General features: G+C 68.6%; 26 protein-coding genes and 1 pseudogene. 8 read left to right on the forward strand and 19 right to left on the reverse strand.

The annotated features are described in order from the left end of the window. Positions 1 to 24: 24 nt before the first annotated feature. The 5 genes from G4G29_RS22980 to G4G29_RS22995 are packed head-to-tail and all read right to left on the reverse strand — an operon-like array spanning position 25 to position 1,879. The gene (locus G4G29_RS22980; RefSeq protein WP_244632190.1) at positions 25 to 408 is read right to left on the reverse strand and encodes an ATP-binding protein; all 384 of its coding nucleotides are present in this window, start codon (positions 406 to 408) and stop codon (positions 25 to 27) included. After that, entirely contained in the window at positions 357 to 896 is a 540-nt protein-coding gene (locus G4G29_RS22985; protein ID WP_244632191.1) for a cell wall metabolism sensor histidine kinase WalK, read from the reverse strand. Before G4G29_RS22985 ends, G4G29_RS22980 begins: the two co-directional genes overlap by 52 nt. Next, positions 808 to 1,185 (reverse strand): hypothetical protein, encoded by a 378-nt coding sequence (locus tag G4G29_RS22990; RefSeq protein WP_244632192.1) that lies wholly within the window; start codon positions 1,183 to 1,185, stop codon positions 808 to 810. The genes G4G29_RS22985 and G4G29_RS22990 overlap by 89 nt, the downstream gene beginning before the upstream one ends. Then, entirely contained in the window at positions 1,182 to 1,712 is a 531-nt protein-coding gene (locus G4G29_RS18595) for a response regulator transcription factor (RefSeq protein ID WP_244632622.1), read from the reverse strand. The genes G4G29_RS22990 and G4G29_RS18595 overlap by 4 nt, the downstream gene beginning before the upstream one ends. Next, positions 1,643 to 1,879 carry a hypothetical protein gene (locus G4G29_RS22995; RefSeq protein WP_244632193.1) on the reverse strand — a complete coding sequence of 79 codons (237 nt, stop codon included), beginning with the start codon at positions 1,877 to 1,879 and terminating at the stop codon, positions 1,643 to 1,645. Before G4G29_RS22995 ends, G4G29_RS18595 begins: the two co-directional genes overlap by 70 nt. 166 nt (positions 1,880 to 2,045) lie before the next feature. Here G4G29_RS22995 and G4G29_RS18600 point away from each other — a divergent pair, with 166 nt between their 5' ends. Continuing rightward, positions 2,046 to 2,492: a DM13 domain-containing protein gene (locus G4G29_RS18600; RefSeq protein ID WP_183151146.1), complete on the forward strand. Its 447-nt coding sequence runs from the start codon at positions 2,046 to 2,048 to the stop codon at positions 2,490 to 2,492. Further along, positions 2,489 to 2,950, forward strand: coding sequence for a TQO small subunit DoxD (locus G4G29_RS18605; protein ID WP_183151147.1), 462 nt, complete (start codon positions 2,489 to 2,491; stop codon positions 2,948 to 2,950). The genes G4G29_RS18600 and G4G29_RS18605 overlap by 4 nt, the downstream gene beginning before the upstream one ends. Here the strand turns inward: G4G29_RS18605 and G4G29_RS18610 are convergent. The 12 genes from G4G29_RS18610 to G4G29_RS18660 all read right to left on the reverse strand — a co-directional run bounded on the left by G4G29_RS18610 (position 2,940) and on the right by G4G29_RS18660 (position 14,388). Beyond that, positions 2,940 to 3,641 carry a GntR family transcriptional regulator gene (locus G4G29_RS18610; protein ID WP_183151148.1) on the reverse strand — a complete coding sequence of 234 codons (702 nt, stop codon included), beginning with the start codon at positions 3,639 to 3,641 and terminating at the stop codon, positions 2,940 to 2,942. The two genes, G4G29_RS18605 and G4G29_RS18610, sit on opposite strands and share 11 nt — an antisense overlap. Positions 3,642 to 3,717: 76 nt before the next feature. Next, positions 3,718 to 4,947, reverse strand: coding sequence for a membrane dipeptidase (locus tag G4G29_RS18615; protein WP_183151149.1), 1,230 nt, complete (start codon positions 4,945 to 4,947; stop codon positions 3,718 to 3,720). A gap of 11 nt (positions 4,948 to 4,958) precedes the next feature. Beyond that, positions 4,959 to 5,969, reverse strand: coding sequence for an ABC transporter ATP-binding protein (locus tag G4G29_RS18620; RefSeq protein ID WP_183151150.1), 1,011 nt, complete (start codon positions 5,967 to 5,969; stop codon positions 4,959 to 4,961). Next, a complete protein-coding gene (locus G4G29_RS18625; protein WP_183151151.1) occupies positions 5,956 to 6,966 on the reverse strand; it encodes an ABC transporter ATP-binding protein in 1,011 nt (336 codons plus the stop codon). The genes G4G29_RS18620 and G4G29_RS18625 overlap by 14 nt, the downstream gene beginning before the upstream one ends. Further along, positions 6,963 to 7,814: an alpha/beta hydrolase gene (locus tag G4G29_RS18630; RefSeq protein ID WP_183151152.1), complete on the reverse strand. Its 852-nt coding sequence runs from the start codon at positions 7,812 to 7,814 to the stop codon at positions 6,963 to 6,965. The genes G4G29_RS18625 and G4G29_RS18630 overlap by 4 nt, the downstream gene beginning before the upstream one ends. Next, a complete protein-coding gene (locus G4G29_RS23000) occupies positions 7,811 to 8,329 on the reverse strand; it encodes a M24 family metallopeptidase (protein WP_244632194.1) in 519 nt (172 codons plus the stop codon). Before G4G29_RS23000 ends, G4G29_RS18630 begins: the two co-directional genes overlap by 4 nt. Then, a complete protein-coding gene (locus tag G4G29_RS23005; protein WP_244632195.1) occupies positions 8,254 to 8,982 on the reverse strand; it encodes an aminopeptidase P family N-terminal domain-containing protein in 729 nt (242 codons plus the stop codon). The genes G4G29_RS23000 and G4G29_RS23005 overlap by 76 nt, the downstream gene beginning before the upstream one ends. Next, positions 8,982 to 9,857 (reverse strand): ABC transporter permease, encoded by an 876-nt coding sequence (locus tag G4G29_RS18640; RefSeq protein WP_183151153.1) that lies wholly within the window; start codon positions 9,855 to 9,857, stop codon positions 8,982 to 8,984. The genes G4G29_RS23005 and G4G29_RS18640 overlap by 1 nt, the downstream gene beginning before the upstream one ends. Continuing rightward, positions 9,854 to 10,807 (reverse strand): ABC transporter permease, encoded by a 954-nt coding sequence (locus G4G29_RS18645; protein WP_183151154.1) that lies wholly within the window; start codon positions 10,805 to 10,807, stop codon positions 9,854 to 9,856. The genes G4G29_RS18640 and G4G29_RS18645 overlap by 4 nt, the downstream gene beginning before the upstream one ends. 42 nt (positions 10,808 to 10,849) lie before the next feature. Continuing rightward, positions 10,850 to 12,472, reverse strand: coding sequence for an ABC transporter substrate-binding protein (locus tag G4G29_RS18650; RefSeq protein WP_183151155.1), 1,623 nt, complete (start codon positions 12,470 to 12,472; stop codon positions 10,850 to 10,852). A gap of 3 nt (positions 12,473 to 12,475) precedes the next feature. Beyond that, complete coding sequence (locus tag G4G29_RS18655) at positions 12,476 to 13,678, reverse strand: membrane dipeptidase (protein WP_183151156.1); 1,203 nt, start codon at positions 13,676 to 13,678, stop codon at positions 12,476 to 12,478. Positions 13,679 to 13,827: 149 nt separating this feature from the next. Further along, positions 13,828 to 14,388 (reverse strand): DUF1992 domain-containing protein, encoded by a 561-nt coding sequence (locus G4G29_RS18660; RefSeq protein ID WP_183151157.1) that lies wholly within the window; start codon positions 14,386 to 14,388, stop codon positions 13,828 to 13,830. Positions 14,389 to 14,506: 118 nt separating this feature from the next. Here G4G29_RS18660 and G4G29_RS18665 point away from each other — a divergent pair. The 3 genes and pseudogenes from G4G29_RS18665 to G4G29_RS18675 all read left to right on the forward strand — a co-directional run bounded on the left by G4G29_RS18665 (position 14,507) and on the right by G4G29_RS18675 (position 17,107). Continuing rightward, positions 14,507 to 15,828: pseudogene (locus G4G29_RS18665) on the forward strand (MATE family efflux transporter). Further along, complete coding sequence (locus G4G29_RS18670) at positions 15,825 to 16,706, forward strand: hypothetical protein (protein ID WP_183151158.1); 882 nt, start codon at positions 15,825 to 15,827, stop codon at positions 16,704 to 16,706. The pseudogene G4G29_RS18665 and the gene G4G29_RS18670 overlap by 4 nt, the downstream one beginning before the upstream one ends. A 122-nt stretch (positions 16,707 to 16,828) precedes the next feature. After that, the gene (locus tag G4G29_RS18675; protein WP_183151159.1) at positions 16,829 to 17,107 is read left to right on the forward strand and encodes a hypothetical protein; all 279 of its coding nucleotides are present in this window, start codon (positions 16,829 to 16,831) and stop codon (positions 17,105 to 17,107) included. 2 nt (positions 17,108 to 17,109) lie between these two features. Here the strand turns inward: G4G29_RS18675 and G4G29_RS18680 are convergent, their stop codons facing one another. Next, complete coding sequence (locus tag G4G29_RS18680) at positions 17,110 to 17,577, reverse strand: VOC family protein (protein WP_183151160.1); 468 nt, start codon at positions 17,575 to 17,577, stop codon at positions 17,110 to 17,112. A 65-nt stretch (positions 17,578 to 17,642) separates the two neighbouring features. After that, complete coding sequence (locus tag G4G29_RS18685; protein WP_183151161.1) at positions 17,643 to 18,320, reverse strand: TrmH family RNA methyltransferase; 678 nt, start codon at positions 18,318 to 18,320, stop codon at positions 17,643 to 17,645. A gap of 119 nt (positions 18,321 to 18,439) precedes the next feature. On the opposite strand from G4G29_RS18685, the gene G4G29_RS18690 reads away from it, so the two are divergent. Genes G4G29_RS18690 through G4G29_RS18700 form a run of 3 tightly spaced genes read left to right on the forward strand, consistent with a single transcriptional unit; the run spans position 18,440 to position 20,715 of the window. Further along, positions 18,440 to 19,708: an Nramp family divalent metal transporter gene (locus G4G29_RS18690; RefSeq protein WP_183152895.1), complete on the forward strand. Its 1,269-nt coding sequence runs from the start codon at positions 18,440 to 18,442 to the stop codon at positions 19,706 to 19,708. Between the two features lie 19 nt (positions 19,709 to 19,727). Next, entirely contained in the window at positions 19,728 to 20,027 is a 300-nt protein-coding gene (locus tag G4G29_RS18695) for a hypothetical protein (protein WP_183151162.1), read from the forward strand. 55 nt (positions 20,028 to 20,082) lie between these two features. Next, positions 20,083 to 20,715: a metal-dependent transcriptional regulator gene (locus G4G29_RS18700; RefSeq protein ID WP_183151163.1), complete on the forward strand. Its 633-nt coding sequence runs from the start codon at positions 20,083 to 20,085 to the stop codon at positions 20,713 to 20,715. The last annotated feature ends 31 nt before the right edge of the window (positions 20,716 to 20,746 follow it).

The following is a 20,746-nucleotide window of genomic DNA, read 5'->3' on the forward strand; positions in this document are numbered from 1 at the left end:
CGCACCAGCCTAAGACCCGCGGGGTCACGTGTGGTCGGGTGCGCCGCCGAACGGAAGGAGCACGTTCATGCGGAAGCCGTCGTCCGTGTGCTCGGCGAACACCTCGCCGCCATGCGCCCGCGCGAGACCGCGCGCGATCGACAGCCCGAGACCGGCTCCCGAGGCGACGCCGTCGTGATCGGCCGGGGATGTGCGCGCCGCATCTTCGCGCCAGCCAACGTCGAACATGCGGTCGAGGTCCTCCACGGCGACGCCGGCCCCGTGATCGAGGATGCCGAGCACGAGCCGGTTCCGCTCGATCTCCGTGGCCGAGACCACGATCTCGGTGCCCCGCGGGGCGTGCCGGATGGCGTTGGTCAGCAGGTTGACGATGATCCTGCCGAGGTGGTGCGGATCCGCCCAGAGCACGTGGCCGCCCACCCCCTCTCCACGATGCGCACACCGTGTCGGTCGGCTGCAGCGGCCACATCGGCGACAGCGTCCGACACCACGTCGAGCAGCTCGACCTGCTGCGTCTGCACCTGCACCGCCCCCGAAGTCAGCGTGGAGAGCTCGAAGAGGTCGTCGACCATGCGGCTCATCGTCTCCACCTGCACCCGCACCTGCCCGGCGAAGAGCTCCGGCGCGTCCGCCGCCCCCACCTCGATCGACTCGGCGAGCGCGCGCACCGCGGTCAGCGGGGTCCTCAGATCGTGCGAGATCCAGGCGAAGAACCGTCGCCGCGCCGAGTCGAGGCGTTCCAGCTCCGCCTTCGCGGCATCCACCCTCGCCGACGCATCCGCCAGCTGCACCGACAGCTCGTCGAGCTCACGCGATCCACCCTGCGCCGCCGTGATGACGCCCCCGCGCCCCACCTCGTCGAGCGATGCCGAGAGGCGGCCGAACGACGACCGCATCGCCCGCGCGACGACCCACGCGGTGGCGAGCCCGAGGATGAGGGACACCCCGATCACGACGAGGAGGACGGTCAGGTCGTGCGGGAGAGATGTACATCTCGACCGAGATCGCGACGACCCCCGCCGCCATCGCGACGACCCCGGCGCTCGCGACGAGCATCAGCTGCGCGCGGACCGACCGGCGGCGCATCAGACGCAGCAGCGCCAGGGTGATCGCGGCCACGCAGACGGCGGCGATCACGCAGGTCAGCACGATCGTCAGGACGTCGGCGGCGGCGAGCTCGATCATGAACCGTCGCCCAGCGTCGAGAAGCGGTAGCCCACGCCCCACTCCGTGCGCAGGTGCACCGGATCACGCGGATCGCTCTCGATCTTCTCCCGCAGCCTGCGCACGTGCACCGTCACCGTCGACGGTTCGCCGAAACTCCAGCCCCACGCCTCACGCAGGATCTCCTCACGGCCGAGCGGCCGCCCCTCGTTGCGCACGAGGAAGAGGAGCAGGTCGTACTCGCGCCCGGTGAGCGCGATCTCCTCGCCACGCACGCACACACGACGTCGAAGCGGATCTATCGCGAACACGCCGGCGCGCACCTCCCCGGCCGATGCCTGCCCCCTCTGAGAGCGCCGGACGAGCGCGCCGACCCGCACCAGGAGTTCCCGCAACGAGAACGGCTTCGCGAGGTAGTCGTCGGCACCGAACTCGAACCCCTCGATGCGGTCGTCCAGCTGCCCGAGCGCCGTGAGCATCATGATCGGCACGTCGGAGAAGGACCGCAGGTCGCGGCACAGCTCGTCGCCGCTGATGCCGGGCAGCATCCGATCGACGACGACCACGTCGGGGTGCCGTCGCGCAGCGCCGTCCGCGCGGAGACCCCGTCGCCGAAGGTCGAGACCACGTAGCCGTTGGCCCGCAGATACGCCCCCACGGCTTCGCGCACGGTGGGGTCGTCTTCGACCACCACGACCTCGGCTGCCTCCTGCATGGGGTCGACACTAGTCGCGGCCGCTGCGGCCCCGACCCGTTCCTTACGGTTCCGAAAGGTCTTCCCCGCCAGGGGCGTCGGCTTCCTAGCGTTCTTCGAAGTGCGATCCGCCGCGGCATCCGTCGCTCAGGGCACAGACATCGCACACCGTGAACAGGAGATCCTCATGCGCAAGACAGCTCTCGCCGCCACCGCGGCTCTCGCCCTCGCCCTCACCCTCTCGGCGTGCAGTTCGCCTGCCGCGACCGAAGACCCCGCACCGGAGTCCTCGATGTCGCAGAGCACCGACGACGGCACGGCGATGACCATGACCGAGATGACCGGTGAGTTCATGGGCCTGAACGACAAGATGGTCTCCGGCACCGTCACCGTGTCGGACGACGAGATCGCCCTCTCCGACTTCTCGTCGGACGAAGGCCCCGACCTGCACGTCTACCTCACCAACGGCACGGATGAGGCCGCCGTGTCCGAGGGCATGCTCGTCGATGCCGTCTCGATCGACACCGCCTCGCAGACCTTCATGCTCGACGGTGTCGACACCTCGAAGTACACCTACGTCGTGATCCACTGCGACAAGGCGAAGGCCGTGTTCGGAGCAGCCGAGCTGTCATGACCGGATCGCGACCGGCGGGGCCCCTGATCGGCTCGGTGCTCGGGGGCGGGGCCAGAGTGGCGGTCGGAGTCCTGTGGCTGAACGAAGGCTTCGTGAAGTATCGGGCGGGCTTCGGGGCGGCCGACATCGCCCTCGTGACCGGGAGCACGGAGGAGAACCCTCGGGTGCCGTGGTTCTTCGCGCCCGTCGGGTCGTTCATGCAGACGGCTCCGGGACTGTTCGGGGTGGTGATGCCCGCGCTCGAGGTCGCCCTGGGGCTCCTGCTGGTCGCGGGGCTGCTGACCAGGATCGCGGCGTTCGTGTCGATCGGGACGTTGATGCTCTATTGGAGCGCGGATCAGCTGATTGCCGCGTACCCGGCGATGGTCGTGCTCTGCGCTGTCGTGCTGCTCCTCCCGGCGGCGGGACGCTTCGGAGTGGACGGCTGGCTGCGAAGGCGGAGGCGGGTCAGCGCGTGATGCGCATCCGGAGCACGTCCGTGCGCTGCAGCGTCACTCCGTAGGCGAGAACCCCGCCCTGGACGTCGGTGGTCACCTGCTCTGTGCGCAGCACCGGCGTGCCGGCGTCGACATCGAGCGCGGTGGCCTCCGGCTCCTCGAGCCGCACCGCCTCGATGTCGGTCGTCGTGTGCGAGACGACGTCGTCGATGTGTCCGTTGAGCATGTCGAACAGGCCGGAGTCGACCGTCGTCATGGGCGCGGGGTCGATCGCGACGCCGTGGATCGTCGCAGGGATGTGCTCGATCATCTGCGCAGACGGGGTGTCGTCGACCGCGAACAGTCGGTAGACCCGCCACACGCCCGACTCCGGCTCGACGCCCAGCACCTCGGCGATCTCGGGCGGAGCGGGCACGAGCGTGTACCCGGCCTCGCGCAGCGCGACCGTGCGTCCGACGGCGTGCACGCGGTCACGGTAGGAGGCGATGGCCGACATGCTCAGCGAGGACGAAGGTCGAGGCGCGCTGACGAACGTGCCGACGCCCCAGTTGCGCGTCACGAAGCCCTCGGCCTCGAGCACCCCCAGCGCCTCACGCACGGAACCGCGGCTCACGTCGAGGCTCTCGGCGATCCGTTTCTCGTTGGGGAGCCTGTCGCCCACGACGTACTCGACATCGATCAGCTGTCGCAGCGCCGCGACGGTGTTCCTCACTACGCTGTCACGCTTGGCCATCGGGTCCCATCGAGAAGTCTGCTGTCGTACGTCGAGAAGTTGTCCTCTCGGATTTCTACCAGACCTCGCCGAGAACACGCATCGCGTTGCCGCCGATGACCTTCGCAATGTCCTCGTCGCTGTAGCCGTGTTCGACGAGCCAGGCCGTGATGTTCCAGAAGTTCTCACCGGGGTTCTCGAGACCCTCGACGTACTCGACGCGCGGGTGCTTCTCATGCTCCGGCGACTTCTGCGCGTAGTTGCCCGCATAGGCCTTGTGCACGGCGACGTGGTCTCCGAACATCGTGTCGGGGCCGAACGAGACGTGATCGATGCCGACGAGGTCGACGCAGTAGCGGAAGTGGTCCATGACCGAGTCGATCGAGTGCGTGAGGTGCTCGGACGAGATCGTGGTGTGCGGAGCCGCCTCCAACCCGATGAGCCCGCCGCGCTCGGCGCACGCGATGATGGTCTCGTCGCTCTTCATGCGGTCGATCGGCCAGACGGCGCGCGCACCGGCATGGGTGATCATGACGGGTACGGCCGAGTGGTCGATCGTCTCCAGGCAGGTCCGGTCCCCCGAGTGCGAGATGTCGATCAGCATGCCGAGCTTGTTCATGCGATCGACGGCCCGACGACCGAAGGTGGTGAGGCCGCCGTCCGCCGGCTCCGAGAGGCCGGAGCCGAGCATGTTCGACTGCGAATAGGCGATGCCGAGCTGACGAACGCCGAACCCGTACAGCATGTCGATGCGGTCGAGTTCGTTCTCGATCATGGTGGAGCACTCGAAGCCCGCGATCAGTGCCACCCGCCCGTCGCGCTTGGCGGCGTGGATGTCGTCCACGCTCGTGGCCAGCCGGACGTAGTCCTGTTTGGCGAGGTCTGCGAGGCGGAACCCGAGCGCATAGATCATGTCGTCCCACTTCCAGCCGCTCTGACTGGTCACGCAGGATGCCCCCGCCATGAAGTTGTCGATCACGGCGGTCAGCCCCGAACGTGACAATCCCTCGTAGCCCGTGCGCTGACGGCCGGTGCGGTTGTACCGCCGTACCTGGTCGCCGTCTTCGGGCAGCACGATCGCGTGCTCGTGCAGAGAGAGCACGATGTTCTCGTCCATCAGCCGACGCATGCGGGCCCGCTGCTCCTCATCGAGGTCGAAGGCACGCGCGGGGACGCGATCGACCTCCGCTGCGAGGTCGAAGTGCTGGTAGTCGCGGCCGGCCTCCAGGTAGCCGTACGCCGTGTATCCGGAGTACTGCGGGGCATTGCCTGCGGGGAGGACGGGCGAAGAGGACGAAGAGGACATGACGGTGCTTCCTAGCGTGCGAGGGTGTTCTCGGGGATGAGGGGGAAGTGGCAGGCGACGTCTCGGTCGCCGGATGGTGCTGTGGCCCGCAACGGCGGCGCCTCGCTCGCGCAGACGTCCTGCGCCCGCACGCAGCGCGTGCGGAAGCGGCATCCGCTCGGGGGATCGACGGGGCTCGGCGGATCGCCGGCGAGCAGCGAGCGGCGACCGCCCCGTCGCGTCGGGTCGGGCACGGGGACGGCCGCGAGCAGCGCGTCGGTGTACGGATGGGCGGGGGTGTCGTAGACCTCGGCTCGGTCTCCGATCTCCGCGACGCGCCCCAGGTACATCACGCCGATGCGATCCGAGATGTGACGGACGACGGACAGATCGTGTGCGATGAAGACGTAGGCGAGGCCCAGTTCGCGTTGCAGCCGCTGGAGGAGGTTGACGACCTGCGCCTGCACCGAGACGTCGAGTGCCGAGACCGGTTCGTCGCAGATGATGACCTCCGGTGAGAGCGCGAGCGCACGCGCGATCCCGATGCGCTGGCGCTGCCCGCCGGAGAACTGGAACGGGTAGCGATCGAGGTGGTCCGGGTTGAGACCCACCAGCTCCGCCAGCTCCGCGATCCTCGGCTCACGTCCGCCCCGCGGCGTCACCTCGGGATGGATCTGGAATGGCTGGAGCAGCGTCTCGCGCACGGTGCGGCGCGGGTTGAGCGAGGAGTAGGGATCCTGCAGCACGATCTGCACGCGTCGGCGCATGTCGTCGCGCTGCGCGCCCCGCAGGCGGTGCAGGTCGGCCCCGCGGAAGCGCACCGCACCGGAGGTGGGCGTCTCCAGGCCGACGATCGTGCGCGCCAGGGTCGACTTGCCGCATCCGGACTCGCCGACGATGCCGAGCGTCTCACCCTTGCGCAGCTCGAAGCTCACGCCGTCGAGCGCGCGCACCACGCGTCCTCCGCCTCCGAATCGGCCGCCTCGCACCGGGAAGTGCTTGGTGAGGTCTTCGACCGTCAGCACCACGTCATGCTCGTCCACTGAGCACCTCCTCACGTCGATGGCACGCCGAGACGCGCCCGGTATCGGCGCCGACGGGCCGTGGCTCCGGCCGCTCGGTCGCGCAGATGTCGATCGCCGCGTCGCAGCGGCCGCGGAACGCGCACCCCTGACCGAGGTCGAGCAGGTTCGGCGGAGCGCCGGGAATCGCCCACAGCACGTCGTCGTCGCGGTCGGGGCGCGGCATCGAGCGCAGCAGACCCCGCGTATAGGGATGCGCAGTCCGCTCGAACAGCTCGAAGATGGTGCCGCGCTCGACGATGCGGCCGGCGTACATCACCGCGACCTGGTCGGCCACCTCGGCGACGACGCCGAGATCGTGCGTGATGAGGATGAGGGCCATGCCCGTCTCGCTCTGCAGCTGCACGAGGAGGTCCATGATCTGCGCCTGGACGGTCACGTCCAGTGCGGTGGTCGGCTCATCGGCGATGAGCACCTTCGGTTCGAGGGCGATCGCGAGCGCGATCATGATCCGCTGCCGCATCCCGCCGGAGAACTGGTGGGGATAGTCCTTCGCGCGCTCCGCCGGCGAGGGGATGCGCACACGGCCCATGAGCTCGACCGCCCGCTCCCACGCCGCCCGACGACTCATCCCCCTCCGCACACGCAGCAGCTCGGCGATCTGGCCGCCGACGGTGTACACCGGGTTCAAGGCCGACAGCGAGTCCTGGAACACCATCGCGATGCCCTCGGCGCTCACGGTACGACGCGCGGCAGGATCCATCGTGAGCAGGTCCTGCCCCTCGAACAGGATCTCGCCCGCCGACACCCGCCCCGGTGGGGTCTCGATCAGGTTCATGACGGTCTGCGCCGTGACGGACTTGCCCGACCCCGACTCGCCGAGGATGGCGAGCGTGGTGCCGGCCGACACCTCGAAGGTCACGTCCTGCGCTGCCCGCACGACACCATCGCGTGTCGTGAACTCGACGCTCAGACCGCGCACGCTCAGCACCGGATCGCTCAGCACAGGAGCGCTCATCCGCGCACTCCCGCTCTGTGCAGGAAGTCGCGCACGACCGCCTGGAACTTCTCGGGCTCCTCCAACTGCGGCGAGTGCCCCGACTCCTCGAACACCACGAGCTCGGCGCCGGGGATGCGATCGACGATCTCCTGCGAGGCGGGGACGGGCGTGCGCCAGTCGTGCCGTCCCACCACGACGAGGGTCGGACACGCGATCTCCCCCAGCCGCGGAAGGAGATCGTACTTCGGCATGTTCACCCCGAACGCCGCGTTGTGGGTCGCGTGGTGGTAGGTCGTCGCCCTCGCCTTGCGCTCGGTGGCCTCCGGGTCGTACGCGTGGTCGTAGAGGGGCAGGATGCCACGCCAGTACCGCTCGAATTCGGCGTCGTCGGCGAAGTGCCCCGTCCCGATCCGCGCGATGGTCCAGTCGTCGATCACGACCCTGTCGGTCTGGCGCGCCCGTTCGACGGCCAGATGGTCGTAAGCGGTGTTGGCCGCGGTGTCGCGCAGGATGAGCGCGCTCACCCGCTCCGGGTGGGCGAGCGTGTACTCCATCGCAAGGAAGCCGCCGTAGGAGCCCCCGGCCATCACGATCGTCTCGAGACCGAGGCTTTCGCGGATCGCATCGATGTCGGCGACCCATTGTTCGTGGGTGTACGGCGGTTCGTCCGCGGATTCGCCCGATCCGCGGGCATCGAACGTGACGATCCGGTAGTCGTCGCTGAAGGGTCCGAACGAGCGCACCGGCTCCGCACGGGAGCCCAGGCCCGGCGCTCCATGATGCACGATGATCGCCGGGGCATCGTCGTCCCCGAGGATCTGCAGCTTGATCCTGGCGCCGTTGACGGTGTCGAAGTACTCGCTCATGCGATCGTGTTCTCCTCGAGAGTGCGCGGATATCTGGTGAGGCGCTCCGGACCGTCTGCGGTCACGAGCACCGAATCGGAGATGCGGTAGCCGGCGTGGCCGGGGATGTAGATCCCCGGCTCGCTGGAGAGGATCATCCCCGGGGCGAGCACGGTCGGGTCCCCGTCCTCGACCCACGGGGCCTCGTGCTGGGCGATGCCGATCCCGTGGCCCTGTCGGTGGCGGATGTACCCGCCAAGACCCGCATCACGGATGACGTCGAGGCACTCGGTGTTGACGGACGCGCAGGTGCGACCGACCGTCATCGCCTGCGTGCCGATCTCCTGTGCCCGCAGCGCGACGTCGAAGTATGCCCGCTGCGCGGCCGAGGGCTCCCCGATCACGAACGTGCGCTCGCTCTCGACGAACCGACTCCCGACGGCGGCGCCGAGCGACAGGATCAGCGTGTCGCCGATCTCGAGTCGGCGTCGGCTGGGCAGCCCGTGCGGACGTGCCGCATTCGGCCCCGCGTACACGAGTCCCCCGCGAGCTTCGTGGTGTAGATCACGTGCGAATAGCGCTCGTACATGCGGTCGGTGCCGAACCCGATCACCTCGCGGGCGAGGTCGCCCTCGGTGGGCAGCGGTCCCCCGGATCGCAGGGCCCCCTCGATGAGCGCCCGTCCGGCTCCGAGCATCTCGTCGCACACCTCGGCCGCCTGTCGATGGAGCTCGATCTCCTCGGGTTCCTTCCGCAGCCGCAGGTCGCTCAGGATGCGGGTGCGGATGAAGCTGCTCGCGGGGAGGGCATCCACCAGTGCCGCCCGTGCCCCGATCGTCAGGGCGCCGCTCACGCCGATCCGTGCCAGCGGAGTCCCGCTCTTCGCCAGCTCGTCGGCCAGGTGCTGCTCCGGCGTTCGCACACCCGGGTACTCGAAGTAGGTGCGGATGTCGGCATGCACGCCCTGTGCTGCCGCGTACTCCGCGTCCAGCTCCGGCAGCAGCGCGAACCGGGAGCCGTCGCGACCGAACCAGAGATAGACCGGGCGTTCCGTCACGGCGTAGAAGAAGCCGATCAGGTAGGCGACGTCGCCGGGCACGGTCACGATCAACCCGTCGAGCTGATCCTCGGAGAGACGCGCGCGCACGCGATCCTGGATGCGCTGGTAGAAGTCGTCTGCGAGCTTCATCACACACCTCTCAGGCGCGGGTCGCGCGAGTCGTTGTAGCGGATGCCGGCGATGGTCGCGGCGAGCACCAGGACGAGGATCGCGAGCGAGGGGAACAGGGTCTGCCACCACGCCGTCGCGATCACCCCGGACCGCTGCGCATTGAGCAGGATGCGCCCCCACGACCAGGTGCTGGGGTCGCCCATGCCGAGGAAGCTCAGTCCGGCCTCGGAGATCACGGCTCTGGCCGCCTGCAGCAGAACACTGACCACGACGAGGGGCATGACTGCCGGGAGGATCTCGGTGGAGAGGATGCGGATCGGACCAGCCCCGAGCACCCGCGCCCCGTCGATGTAGGGCATCGACGACACGACCAGCGCGTTGGAGCGGATGAGCCGGGCGACTTCCGCCCACGAGAGCACACCGATCACGACCGTGAGGGTCAGGACGCTCGGCCCGGCCAGCGCGGTCACCAGGATCATGAGGGGCAGCAGCGGGAGCGAGAGCATCACGTCGGTCAGCGTGGTCACGATCGGGTCGAGTCGTCGGACGTAGGCCCCGATCAATCCCAGCGCCGTGCCGATGACGATCGCGATCACGGATGCCGCGGCCCCGACGATCAGGCTCACCCTGGTGCCCCAGACCACTTGGGCGAACACGTCCTGCCCGAGGTCGTCCGTACCGAACCAGTGCTGCGCGGACGGGGGCTGGAGGATGTCGACGCCGAGCCCGCTCGGCTTGTCGACGATCATCGGTCCGAAGATCGCGGTCAGCGCGAACACGACGAGCACGCCGACCGAGAGCCATCCGGATGGCGACGAGAAGTAGCCTCCGCCGCGACGTCGGCGGCGGGTCAGGGCGTCGAGGTTCGTCGGCGCGGGAAGTGTGGTGCTCATGTGCGGATCCTGGGGTTGAGGAACATGGCGATGAGGTCGGTGGCGAGGTTCGCCAGGACGACGGTGAGGGCGAGGATGACGAAGGCGCCCTGGAGCATCGGGTAGTCGAGCTGCTGAACCGACTCGTAGATGAGGCGTCCGACGCCCGGGTAGGCGAAGATCGTCTCGGTGAGCACGGCGCCGCCGACGAGCGTTCCGAGCTGGAGGCCCATCAGCGTCAGCGCGGGGATGAACGCGTTGCGCAGCGCGTGCAGCCAGGTGGTGCGGCGTGGCGTGTATCCGCGTGATCGCGCGCTCTTGATGTAGTCCTCGCCGAGCACCTCGAGCATGTTGGTGCGGAGGGTGAGCGCGTACGGCCCGACCTGCACCAGGACGAGCGAGAACAACGGCAGCGCCAGATGCTGGAACAGGCTCAGGTAGGCGGCGACCCCTCTGGTGTCGGGGTCGATCGCGCCACCGATCGGGAACATGCCCAGGTTCGCGGCGAAGACGACGAGCAGGAAGATGGCGACGCTCGGCACGAACAGCGCATTGCTGGTGATGCCGAGGAACTGCACGAGCTTGTCGACCGCCTTTCCGCGCCCCACGGCTGCGTACACGCCGAGCGGGATCCCGATCAGGATCGTCAGCACGAACGCCGACCCCGCGAGCAGGAGCGTCCACGGCAGCCGCTCCAGGAGCACGTCGGTCACGGGGACGAGCTGCCGGAACGAGACACCGAGATTCCCGGTGAGCAGCTCGCCGAGATACAGCAGGTACTGCACGAGCAGCGGCTTGTCCAAGCCGTACTGCTCGCGCAGCGCCTGCTGCATCTCCGGGGTCATGTCCCCCTCCACGACGAGGAGGGTGGGATCGGCCGGCAGCAGCCGCAGCAGGAAGAACGTGATGGTCACTGCGATCCAGATGGTGAGCACCGCCCGCAGGGCCTTCTTCGAGGCGTAGTGCAGCATGCCGTCCCTTCCTCCTCGTCGTGTTCTGATCGATCGACCGGGTCAGACCGGTCGGACCTGCGCCAGCGAGTAGCCGGTCACCATGCCGAGCAGATCGCTCGGCGACGGGTCGAAGCCCTCGAAGCGGTCGGAGCGGTAGGCGAACCGGAACGTCTCGACGTACAGCGGGGTCAGCAGCGCCTGATCGTGGACGTACTCGTCGATCGCGCGGATCTTCTCCCCGAACGCGTCCTTGTCGACCGTCACCGCGGCGTCGTCGATCAGAGCGTCGAGCTCGGCGTCCTGCACCAGGTTGTAGTTGATGCCGCCGGGGTTCGACGAGAGATAGGTGCTGCGCAGCTGGTCCATCGGGTTGTCGAAGACGCCCCACTGCGAGAGGTCGATGTCGTACTGGCCGTCCTTGGTGCGCGAGAGGAAGGTGTTGCGTTCGATGCACGCGACGGTCAGCTCGATACCGGCATCCACGGCGTCCTCGCGGACGACCTCGGCCACTCGGGTGAGGTTGGCGTTGGACTGGTCGCAGAGCACCTCGAACGACAGCCCGTCGAGCATCCCGTCGCCGTCGGCGTCGGTGTAGCCCGCGTCTTCGAGCAGCGCCTTCGCGCCGGCGGGGTCGAACGGATACGCCTCGAGGTCGGGGTTGTCGAACTCCCCGAAGATCGGCGAGATCGGACCGACCATCTCCTGGCCGTCTCCCTGGAGGATCGTCGAGATGATCGACTCGGTGTCCACCACCATCGACAGCGCCTGGCGCACCGGTTGCTCGGCGAGGGTCGCGTTCTGCATGTTGTAGGTGAGGTGGGCGAAGCCGAGGGATCCGACCTCCTGCATGGTGATGTCCGCTTCGGGCTCGAGCGAGGCCGCAGCAGATGCGGGGACCGGAGTGCCCATGAGGTCGATGTCGCCGTTGCGCAGCGCCAGGATCATCGTGTTCACGTCGGGGTAGACGACGTATTCGACCGTGCCGACCGCGGCGCCGCCCTCAGGCGCGTAGGGGTAGTTCTCGTTCGCCTTGAGCACGTACCGCTGGCCGCGCTTCATCGAGTCGAGGACGTACGCGCCGGCGCCGACCCAGCCGTCGGCCTGATCGTTCGCGAAGGTGCTGAGGTCGCCGGCTTCGCTGAAGATGTGCTCGGGGACGACGCGCATCCAGAATCCGACGCCTTCGGCGAAGGGCGCGTACGGCTGGGTGAGGTGGAAGATCACCGTCGTGTCGTCGGGGGCCTCGATCGATTCGACCCAGGTGAGCTTCGCGGCGACGTTGCCGAGCTGGTTCTCCATGATCGCCTCGGCCGTGAACTTCACGTCGGAGGCGGTCACCGGCTCCCCGTCGCTCCACTCGAAGTCGTCGCGGAGCGTGTAGATCACGGTCGCGCCGTCGTCTTCGAGCGTGTACTCCTCGGCGAGTTCCGGCACCTTCTCCGCGTTGCCGTCGATGCGCAGCAGCTGCGGGTACATCGCGTTGAGGATCCAGCTGTCGGTCTTGGACAGCGAACCGAGCGGGTTGAAGTTCGCGACGTCGGTCGTGGTGCCGATGCGGAGCGTCGATGCTCCGGCCTCGGTGTCGGGCTGTTCGCCCTGGTCCTCGTTGAGGCCGCAGCCCGCGAGGAGGAGCGCGGCCGCGGCGATGCCCGCAACGATTCCCGTGCCTCTGTATCTCTTCATGTGTTACCAGACCTCTTTCAGAACTCGCAGAATGTTCGTGCCGATGACTTTGCGGATGTCCTCGTCGCCGTACCCGTTTTTGACGAGCCAGCCGACGATGTTCGTGAAGTTCTCCGCGGGGTTCTCCAGGCCCGCGACGTGAGAGACGCGCGGATGCTCCACGTGTCCGTGTGCCTGACTGATGGTCAGGTGGCCGGAGAAGGAATCGTGGAGCCCGACGTGGTCTCCGAAGTTCGTGTCGGGGCCGAAGGCCACGTGGTCGATGCCGACCAGGTCGACGCAGTAGCGGAAGTGATCCATCACCGACTCCAGCGAATGCTCGGGGTGCTCGGCGGAGAGCGTCGTGTGCGGGGCGGCTTCGATGCCGATCACTCCGCCCCGTTCGGCACACGCGATGATGACCTCGTCGGGCTTCATCCGGTTGGTCGGCCAGACGCTGCGCGCACCGGCGTGCGTGATGAACACCGGCACGGACGACTCGTCGATCACGTCCATGCTGGTGCGGTCGGAGGAATGGGAGATGTCGATGGCGAGACCGAGTCGGTTCATGCGCTCGACGGCTCGACGTCCGAAGCTCGTGATCCCGCCGTCCTGGGGCTCTGCGAGTCCGGAGCCGAGCTGGTTCGCCATGGAGTAGGCGATGCCGATCTGGCGGATCCCGAGACCGTAGAGGATGTCGAGTCGGTCGAGCTCGTTCTCGATCGCGGTAGCGGCTTCGAGCCCCGCGACGAGGGCGATCCGACCTGCGGCCTTCGCGTTCTCCAGGTCGGCGACGGTCCGGGCGACGACGACGTGATCCTGCTGCGCGACGTCGGCGAAGCGCAGGCCGATGTCGAACACGACGTCGTTCCACTTCCACCCGTTCTCACTCGTGACGCAATTGGTGCCGTTCATGAAGTTGTCGAAGAAGGCGGACATGCCCGATCGCGCGAGTCCGGCGAACCCCATGGCGTTGCGCCCCGTGTGGTTGTACTCACGCAGTTGATGCGGGTCGGCCGTGAGGATCTTGGGGTGCTCATGCAGTGAGATCGCATGCTCGTCGGAGAGAAGGCGGGCGACCCGCTGCACCTGATCGGGGTCGAGCCCGAGCTCATACGCCGGAACGCGGCCGAACTCCTGCGCCAGGGCGAAGACGCGGTAGTCGACGTGCGGCTCCAGATAGTCGAAGGAGGTGTATCCGCGATAGTTGCCGCTTGGCTCTTGCATGTGTCTCCAGTGGTCGGACCTCTTACCTCTCCGACTATAGGGACGCCGAAATGCGCCGTCGAGAGTCACATGCACTTCGTAACACGGTGGTTACAAAGACTGGAGGTCCTACCTCTAGGCGAACAGATCGCGGTTCGCGACGCCGCGCGTCACCCGCGGCGGAACAGACGACGTCGCGGCGGGCGCGGCTCGGGTGCCGACACGGACCGTCCTGCGCGGCGCGCCGCCCAGGCCGCCACTTCGGCGTCGACGTCACGAGGAGCCGTCACGACGGGCGGGCCGCCCTGGAGCTGGCGGCGCGCCTCGCGCACCCGCCGATTGAAGTCCTCCAGCACGTCTCGCACGTCCGACTCGCGTCCGAGCAGGTCGAGTTGGTCGTTCAGCTCCCGATCCTCCGCACGCAGCAGGATGGCGGGCGGTCCGAGACCGGTCAGGTTCTCGGTCTCGATCTTGCGGCGGATCCACCAATCCGGGTCGTGGTGGGTGCCCAGTCCTTCCAGAGGCTTGCCTGCGCCTGGCAGGTCGTCGAAGTCGCCGCGGCGGATCGCCACCTGGATGGCGGTCTCGATGAAGGCGGCGCGATCGACAGCCGCCGCGATCCCCGGCGCGACGCCCGTCTCCTCGTCGCCGACCGCACTGTCGCCGTCCGCGCTGTCGCCGCTCCGCCGGTTCGCGAGATACCGTGCTGCGGCGTCCCTGGGGTCCGTCATGATGCACCTCCGTGGCATCCGAGCTCTTCTCCACCCTACGACGACGCCGGCAGTGCAGGATCGACGACGCCGGCAGTGCAGGACCGACGAGGTCGGCCCCAGGTCATAGGCTCGGAGGATGACCGCGCGCACCTCCCTCAATCGAGAGATTCTGCGTCTGGCGGTTCCCGCGCTCGGCGCGCTCATCGCCGAACCCGCGTTCCTCATCGTGGATGCCGCGCTCGTCGGACATCTCGGCACGACTCCGCTCGCGGGCCTCGGCATCGCGGGGGCGGTGCTGCAGACGATCGTCGGACTGATGGTCTTCCTCGCCTACTCGACGACTCCGGCGGTCGCCAGACGGTTCGGCGCAGGCGAGCCGGGTGCCGCGGTGTCGGTCGGCGTCAACGGGATGTGGCTGGCGCTCGGCCTCGGCGCCGTGCTCGCCGCGATCGGCGCCGTCTCCTCCCCTGGCTCGTCTCGCTCTTCGGTGCGAGCGAGGCGGTGGCCGCCCAGGCCAACGAGTATCTCGTCATCTCGATGTGGGGCCTGCCTGCCATGCTCATCGTCTTCGCGGCGACCGGTCTGCTGCGCGGCATGCAGGACACGATGACGCCGCTCTGGATCGCCGGACTCGGCTTCGGCGCCAACGCCCTGCTCAACTGGCTGTTCATCTACGGACTCGGCTGGGGCATCGCCGGATCCGCCGCCGGAACGGTGACGGCGCAGTGGGGCATGGTCGCGGCCTACGCGCTGGTGATCCGCCGCCTCGCCACGCGCCACAGCGCCTCGCTTCGTGCGCAGCGCGCCGGGATCCGCAGCACCGCCACATCGGGTGGCTGGCTGTTCCTGCGCACCGTGAGCCTGCGCGTCGCTCTGCTCGCGACCGTGGGCGTGGCCACCGGCATCGGCACCGATGAACTCGCGGGGTGGCAGATCGTGTTCACGATCTTCTCGGCCGCGGCCTTCGCGCTCGACGCTCTCGCGATCGCCGCGCAGGCTCTCATCGGGAAGGAACTGGGTGCCGGCGACGAGCAGCAGGTGCACCGGGTGCTCGCTCGCACGGTCGCGTGGGGCGCCTGGTTCGGCGTTATCGTCGGCGCGATCATCGCTGCGCTGTCCGGGCTTCTCGGGATCATCTTCACGGGTGACGCCGAGATCGCGACGCTCGTGCAGCCGGCACTGCTCGTGCTGGCGGTCGCCCAGCCGATAGCCGGCGTCGTCTTCGTGCTCGACGGGGTGCTGATGGGCGCGAACGACGCTCGATACCTGGCGATCGCCGGCGGCCTCAACCTGGTGCCGTTCCTTCCCGCGCTGTGGATCATCGCCGCGACCGGCGTCGACGGCGGTGCCGGTCTCGTCTGGCTCGCGGTCGCATTCTTCGGCGTGTATCTGCTCGCTCGGCTGGCCACTCTGGGCTGGCGGGTGCGCTCGGGACGCTGGCTGGGAGCACCCGCATGACCCCTGCGCAGGAGTGGCCGGGAGACGCCGCCACGGTCACGCGATGGGTGCGGGCCTCTCTCCGTCCCGAGGAAGCGGAGTTGGAGGTGCGCGGGCTCGCCGACGTGCGGGTCTCGTGCGAGGTGGCCGGCGACGACCTCGAGCACCTGACGCTCGATGCGAGTGATGTCGAGCTGCGCGTGCGTGCCCCGAAGAACGGGACGGCGTCGTCCGCCGCCGCGACGACGCCCTCGGAGACCCCCGCCGTCGTGCATCGACGCCGGGGCACCGCGCGCACGCTGCGCGTGACCGCACGGCCCGTGCGCATCGAGGGCGTCCCTCTCACGATCGATGCCCAGGTGCACGACACCCCCGTCGAATGGCTCGTCTACGCCGAACCTGCTGTGGCGGGCCGCCCCGAGAGCCGCTTCGGCATCGAGGTCGTCGAAGAGGGCGCCGGGATGCGCGGCTCCCTCCTCGCCTCTCTGGGCGCCGCCGATCTGACTCCGTTGCTGACGAGGGTCCTCCGTCCGGCGGTGCAGGCGGGCGGAATGCGCCTCCGACGCGTCAGGGCGCACGTGGCGCAGGACGGTGCCGACGGCATCCGCGTCGACGTCGCGGCAGGCGTGCGCTGGCGGGTCCTTCCCGCGTCGGCCCGCGCGACGGTCCGTGTCGGCCTCCGCCCCGACGGTGTCATCACGGTGCGGGACATCCGCGTGTCCAGCGGCAATCCGGTGATCGCGCTCGCACTTCGCGCGGCACGCAAGCCCATCCGGGCCGAGATCGGCCGCTCCCACGACCTGAACGAGATCCTCGGCCTCGGGAGCTCGGCTCCGCGCCTGCACGACGTGCGCGTCACGATCGACGACGACATCACGATCACGGCGCGTCTGGGCTGAGTGTCTCTGCACCGATTCTGATCAGAACGACTTCTTCACACCCGCCGGTTCCCGCGGAATACTACCCCCGCCGCCCCTGGCGTCCTCGACGATGATCGAGAGACACTGAAGGGATGCTGGGGATGACGGAACCACAGGTCTGGACCCTGATCGGCGTCTTCGCCGCGGGGATGTTCGGCACGCTCACACTCATGTCGACGATGTTCCTGCGCACGATGCAGAACGGATTCGACGGGGTGCGCACCGAGATGCGCAACGAATTCGCGAGCGTGCGGACGGAGTCGGCCAGCGAGTTCGCCGGCGTGCACACCGAGATCCGGGCGATGCACGAGCGCATCGATCATCTCGATCGCGATGTCAGTGCGATCTATCGCCACATCTTCGGTATCGACCGCGGCTGAACTCAGGCGATCTCGAGTTCCGCGATCACGATCTTCTTCATGTGCATGAGCGCCTGGATCTGCTCCGGCCGCTGCTGCAGGAGGTCGAGACCTGCGGGGACGACCTGCCAGCTGACGCCGAACCGGTCCTTGCACCAACCGCACGCCTCGGCTTCCGGAACCGCCGACAGCGCATTCCAGTAGTGGTCGATCTCGTCCTGGTCGGCGCACTCGATCATGAACGACACCGCCTCGTTGAAGGTGAATGCCGGGCCGCCGTCGATGCAGCCGAACCGCGTGCCGTTCAAGGTGAACTCGCCGTTGATGACCTTCCCCGACATCCCCTCGAAATGCTCGCTGAGGTTCTCGTCCGGGTAGCGGGTCACCTGGTCGATCGACGAGTTCGGGAACACCGAGACGTAGTACTCCATCGCCTCCTGCGCCCGGTCGACGAACCAGAGATAGGGACGGATGGGTGTGACGCCTGCCATGTCGGCCTCCTCGATCGGCACTCACGCTACGCCGAGGACCCGTGGCTGTCGAGGGGTCCGGTCGCTCAGCCGGCGTACCGTCGACACCACTCGTACATGATCACGGCGGCTGCGGCACTCGCGTTGATCGAGCGCGTCGATCCGTACTGGGTGATCTCGATGTGAGCAGACGCGGCGGCGAGCGCCTCTGCCGACAGCCCAGGCCCCTCCTGGCCGAACAGCAGCACGCACCGCTGCGGAAGATCGGCCCTGTCGACCGGTACGGCGCCCTCGACGTTGTCGACCGCGATGATCGGAAGGCCCTCAGTGGCGGCCCACGCGGCGAACGTCTCGACGTCGTCGTGGTGCACGACGTGCTGGTAGCGGTCGGTGACCATGGCGCCGCGCTTGTTCCACCGGCGACGCCCGATGATGTGGACGGTGTCGGCGAGGAACGCGTTGGCGCTGCGCACGATCGACCCGATGTTCATGTCGTGCTGCCAGTTCTCGATCGCGACGTGGAACGGATGCCGCTGCGTGTCGAGGTCGGCGACGATCGCCTCCATCCGCCAGTAGCGGTAGCGGTCGATCACGTTGCGGGTGTCACCGGCCGCGAGGAGCTCAGGGTCGTACTGCTCCCCCTCGGGCCAGGCCTCCTCACCTCCGGGCCATGGCCCCACGCCGTAGCCGGGCTGGGCGGTGGATCCGACGGCCGGCTCTTCCCGCGGCTCGGTGTTCCGGCTCTCCGGTGCGGCGTCATCCATCCCGCCAGGCTATCGCCGCGACTCCCGCAGGCCGCACCGGAAGGAGGCGGCCTGGGGATATTTAGGTACACCGAAAAATACGGTACGGTTTCGGTGTGCCTAAAAATAACGCGCTTCCGCTGACGACCCGGGCCGCCGGTCCTGCCGGCGCCCCGCGCAGCCTGTGGCTGCTCGGACCGGCGCTCGTGGCCGGCGTCGCCTATCTCGACCCCGGCAACGTCGCCAGCAACATGACCGCGGGCGCGCAGTACGGGTACCTGCTGGTGTGGGTGGTCCTCGCGGGAAACGTGATGGCATGGCTGATCCAGTACCTTTCCGCGAAGCTCGGCGTCGTCACCGGGCAGAGCCTTCCCGAGGTCCTGGGTGCACGACTGACACGCCCGTGGGCACGCCGCGCATACTGGCTGCAGGCCGAGCTCGTGGCGATGGCCACCGACCTGGCTGAGGTCATCGGCGGCGCGGTCGCCCTGAACCTGCTGTTCGACGTCCCCCTGCTCCTGGGCGGTCTCATCACCGGCGCGGTCTCGATGGTCCTGCTCGCCGTGCAGAGCCGTCGCGGCGCGCGTCCGTTCGAGTTCGTGATCATCGGGTTGATGGCCGTGATCACGATCGGCTTCGTCGCCGGAGTGTTCGTGGCTCCGCCCGACCCGGCAGGAGTGCTCGGCGGGATGGTGCCTCGCTTCGAAGACACCGGTTCGGTCCTGCTGGCCGCCTCCATCCTGGGCGCGACGATCATGCCGCATGCGATCTACGCACACTCCTCACTCGCCCGCGATCGGTTCGGCGCCACCACCGCTCACCTCGGCGACGAGGCGGCACGCACCGACACGTCGCGCATCCGCCGCCTGCTCACGGCCACGCGATGGGACGTGTCGATCGCGATGGTGATCGCCGGCAGCGTCAACCTCTGCATCCTCCTGCTCGCCGCGGCCAATCTCGCCGGCGTCGAGGGCACCGACTCGCTCGAGGGCGCGCACGCCGCCCTCGCTGCCGGGCTCGGGCCCGTCGTCGCGACGTTCTTCGCCGTCGGGCTGCTCGCCTCCGGCCTTGCATCGACCTCGGTCGGCGCCTACGCCGGTGCCGAGATCATGCATGGACTCCTGCACGTGCGCATACCGCTGCTCGCCCGACGACTGGTCACCCTGATCCCCGCGCTCGTCATCCTGGGCATCGGGTTCGATCCGACGCTCGCGCTGGTGCTCAGCCAGGTGGTGCTGTCGTTCGGCATCCCCTTCGCCCTGATCCCCCTGGTCGTGCTCACCGCCCAGCGCCGGACCCTCGGCCCGTGGGTCAACCGCCGCGGGACCACCGCAGCCGGGGTGCTCGCATCCGTGCTCCTGATCGCTCTGAACGGAGCGCTGCTCTGGCTGGTGCTGACCGGCGCCTGAGCCCGGATAGGCTCGACACATGTCTGCCGAGAGCGCCCGCCGCAACGTCCGCATCCTCACCTGGATCGGCCTCGCGACCGGCGTGATCGGCGGCCTTCTCGTCGCGTTCCCGAAGGTCATCGGCGCAGGCAGCCCGTGGGTGCAGCTCGCGCTGGGCGTCGCCACCCTCGTGCTCGCCTTCCGCGCCCGCAAGGTCGGGATCGCCGAGATCGAGGGGTTCGACGGCCGGCTCTCGCTGGCCGCAGCTCTCCTCGGCTTCCTCGTGCTGTTCTTCGCCGGTCAGGCTGCGTACGGCATGCTCGCCGCCGCGACGAACTGATCCGACCCTCGGGTCCCCCGCGTGGGCCCGCGAGCACACCACGTAGGCTGGTCAGGTGGCATCCCCGGCAGCTGACGACTACCTGAAGACCGTCTACGCGCACACCGAGTGGCAGGACGCGCCGATCACTCCCTCGGTGCTCGCCGCCAAGCTCGGGATCGCCCCGTCGTCGGTGACCGAGATGGTGAAGAAGCTCGCCGCCGCAGGCCTCGTCTCGCACGTGCCCTACGGCGCGGTGCGGTTGACGGATGCCGGCACGGCTCGCGCCCTCGCGATGGTGCGCCGGCATCGCCTGATCGAGACGTGGCTGGTGCAGGAGTTCGACTACGGGTGGGACGAGGTGCACGACGAGGCCGAGGTACTCGAGCACACAATCAGCGACCGCCTGCTCGAGGGCATCGACGTCCGGCTCGGACGCCCCCGCTTCGACCCGCACGGCGATGCGATCCCCGACGCCGACGGCCGCATCGAGCGCGAACCCTTCGTCCTGCTCGCCGATGCGCCGGTCGGGCACACCGGCCACGTTCTGCGCGTGGACGACCGCGACCCCGAACTGCTGCGGGCGCTCGACACCCTCGGCCTCGCGGTCTCGTCGACCGTGACGGTGACGGCATCCGGCGTCGAGGTCGGCGGTGTCGCGACAGCGCTGCCGGATGGCGCAGCTCAGGTCGTCTGGCTCAGCGCCTGACGGGCGCATCACGGTCGGGCGCGACACGGTC

This window comes from Microbacterium sp. Se63.02b (assembly GCF_014171575.1).
Lineage (GTDB): Bacteria > Actinomycetota > Actinomycetes > Actinomycetales > Microbacteriaceae > Microbacterium.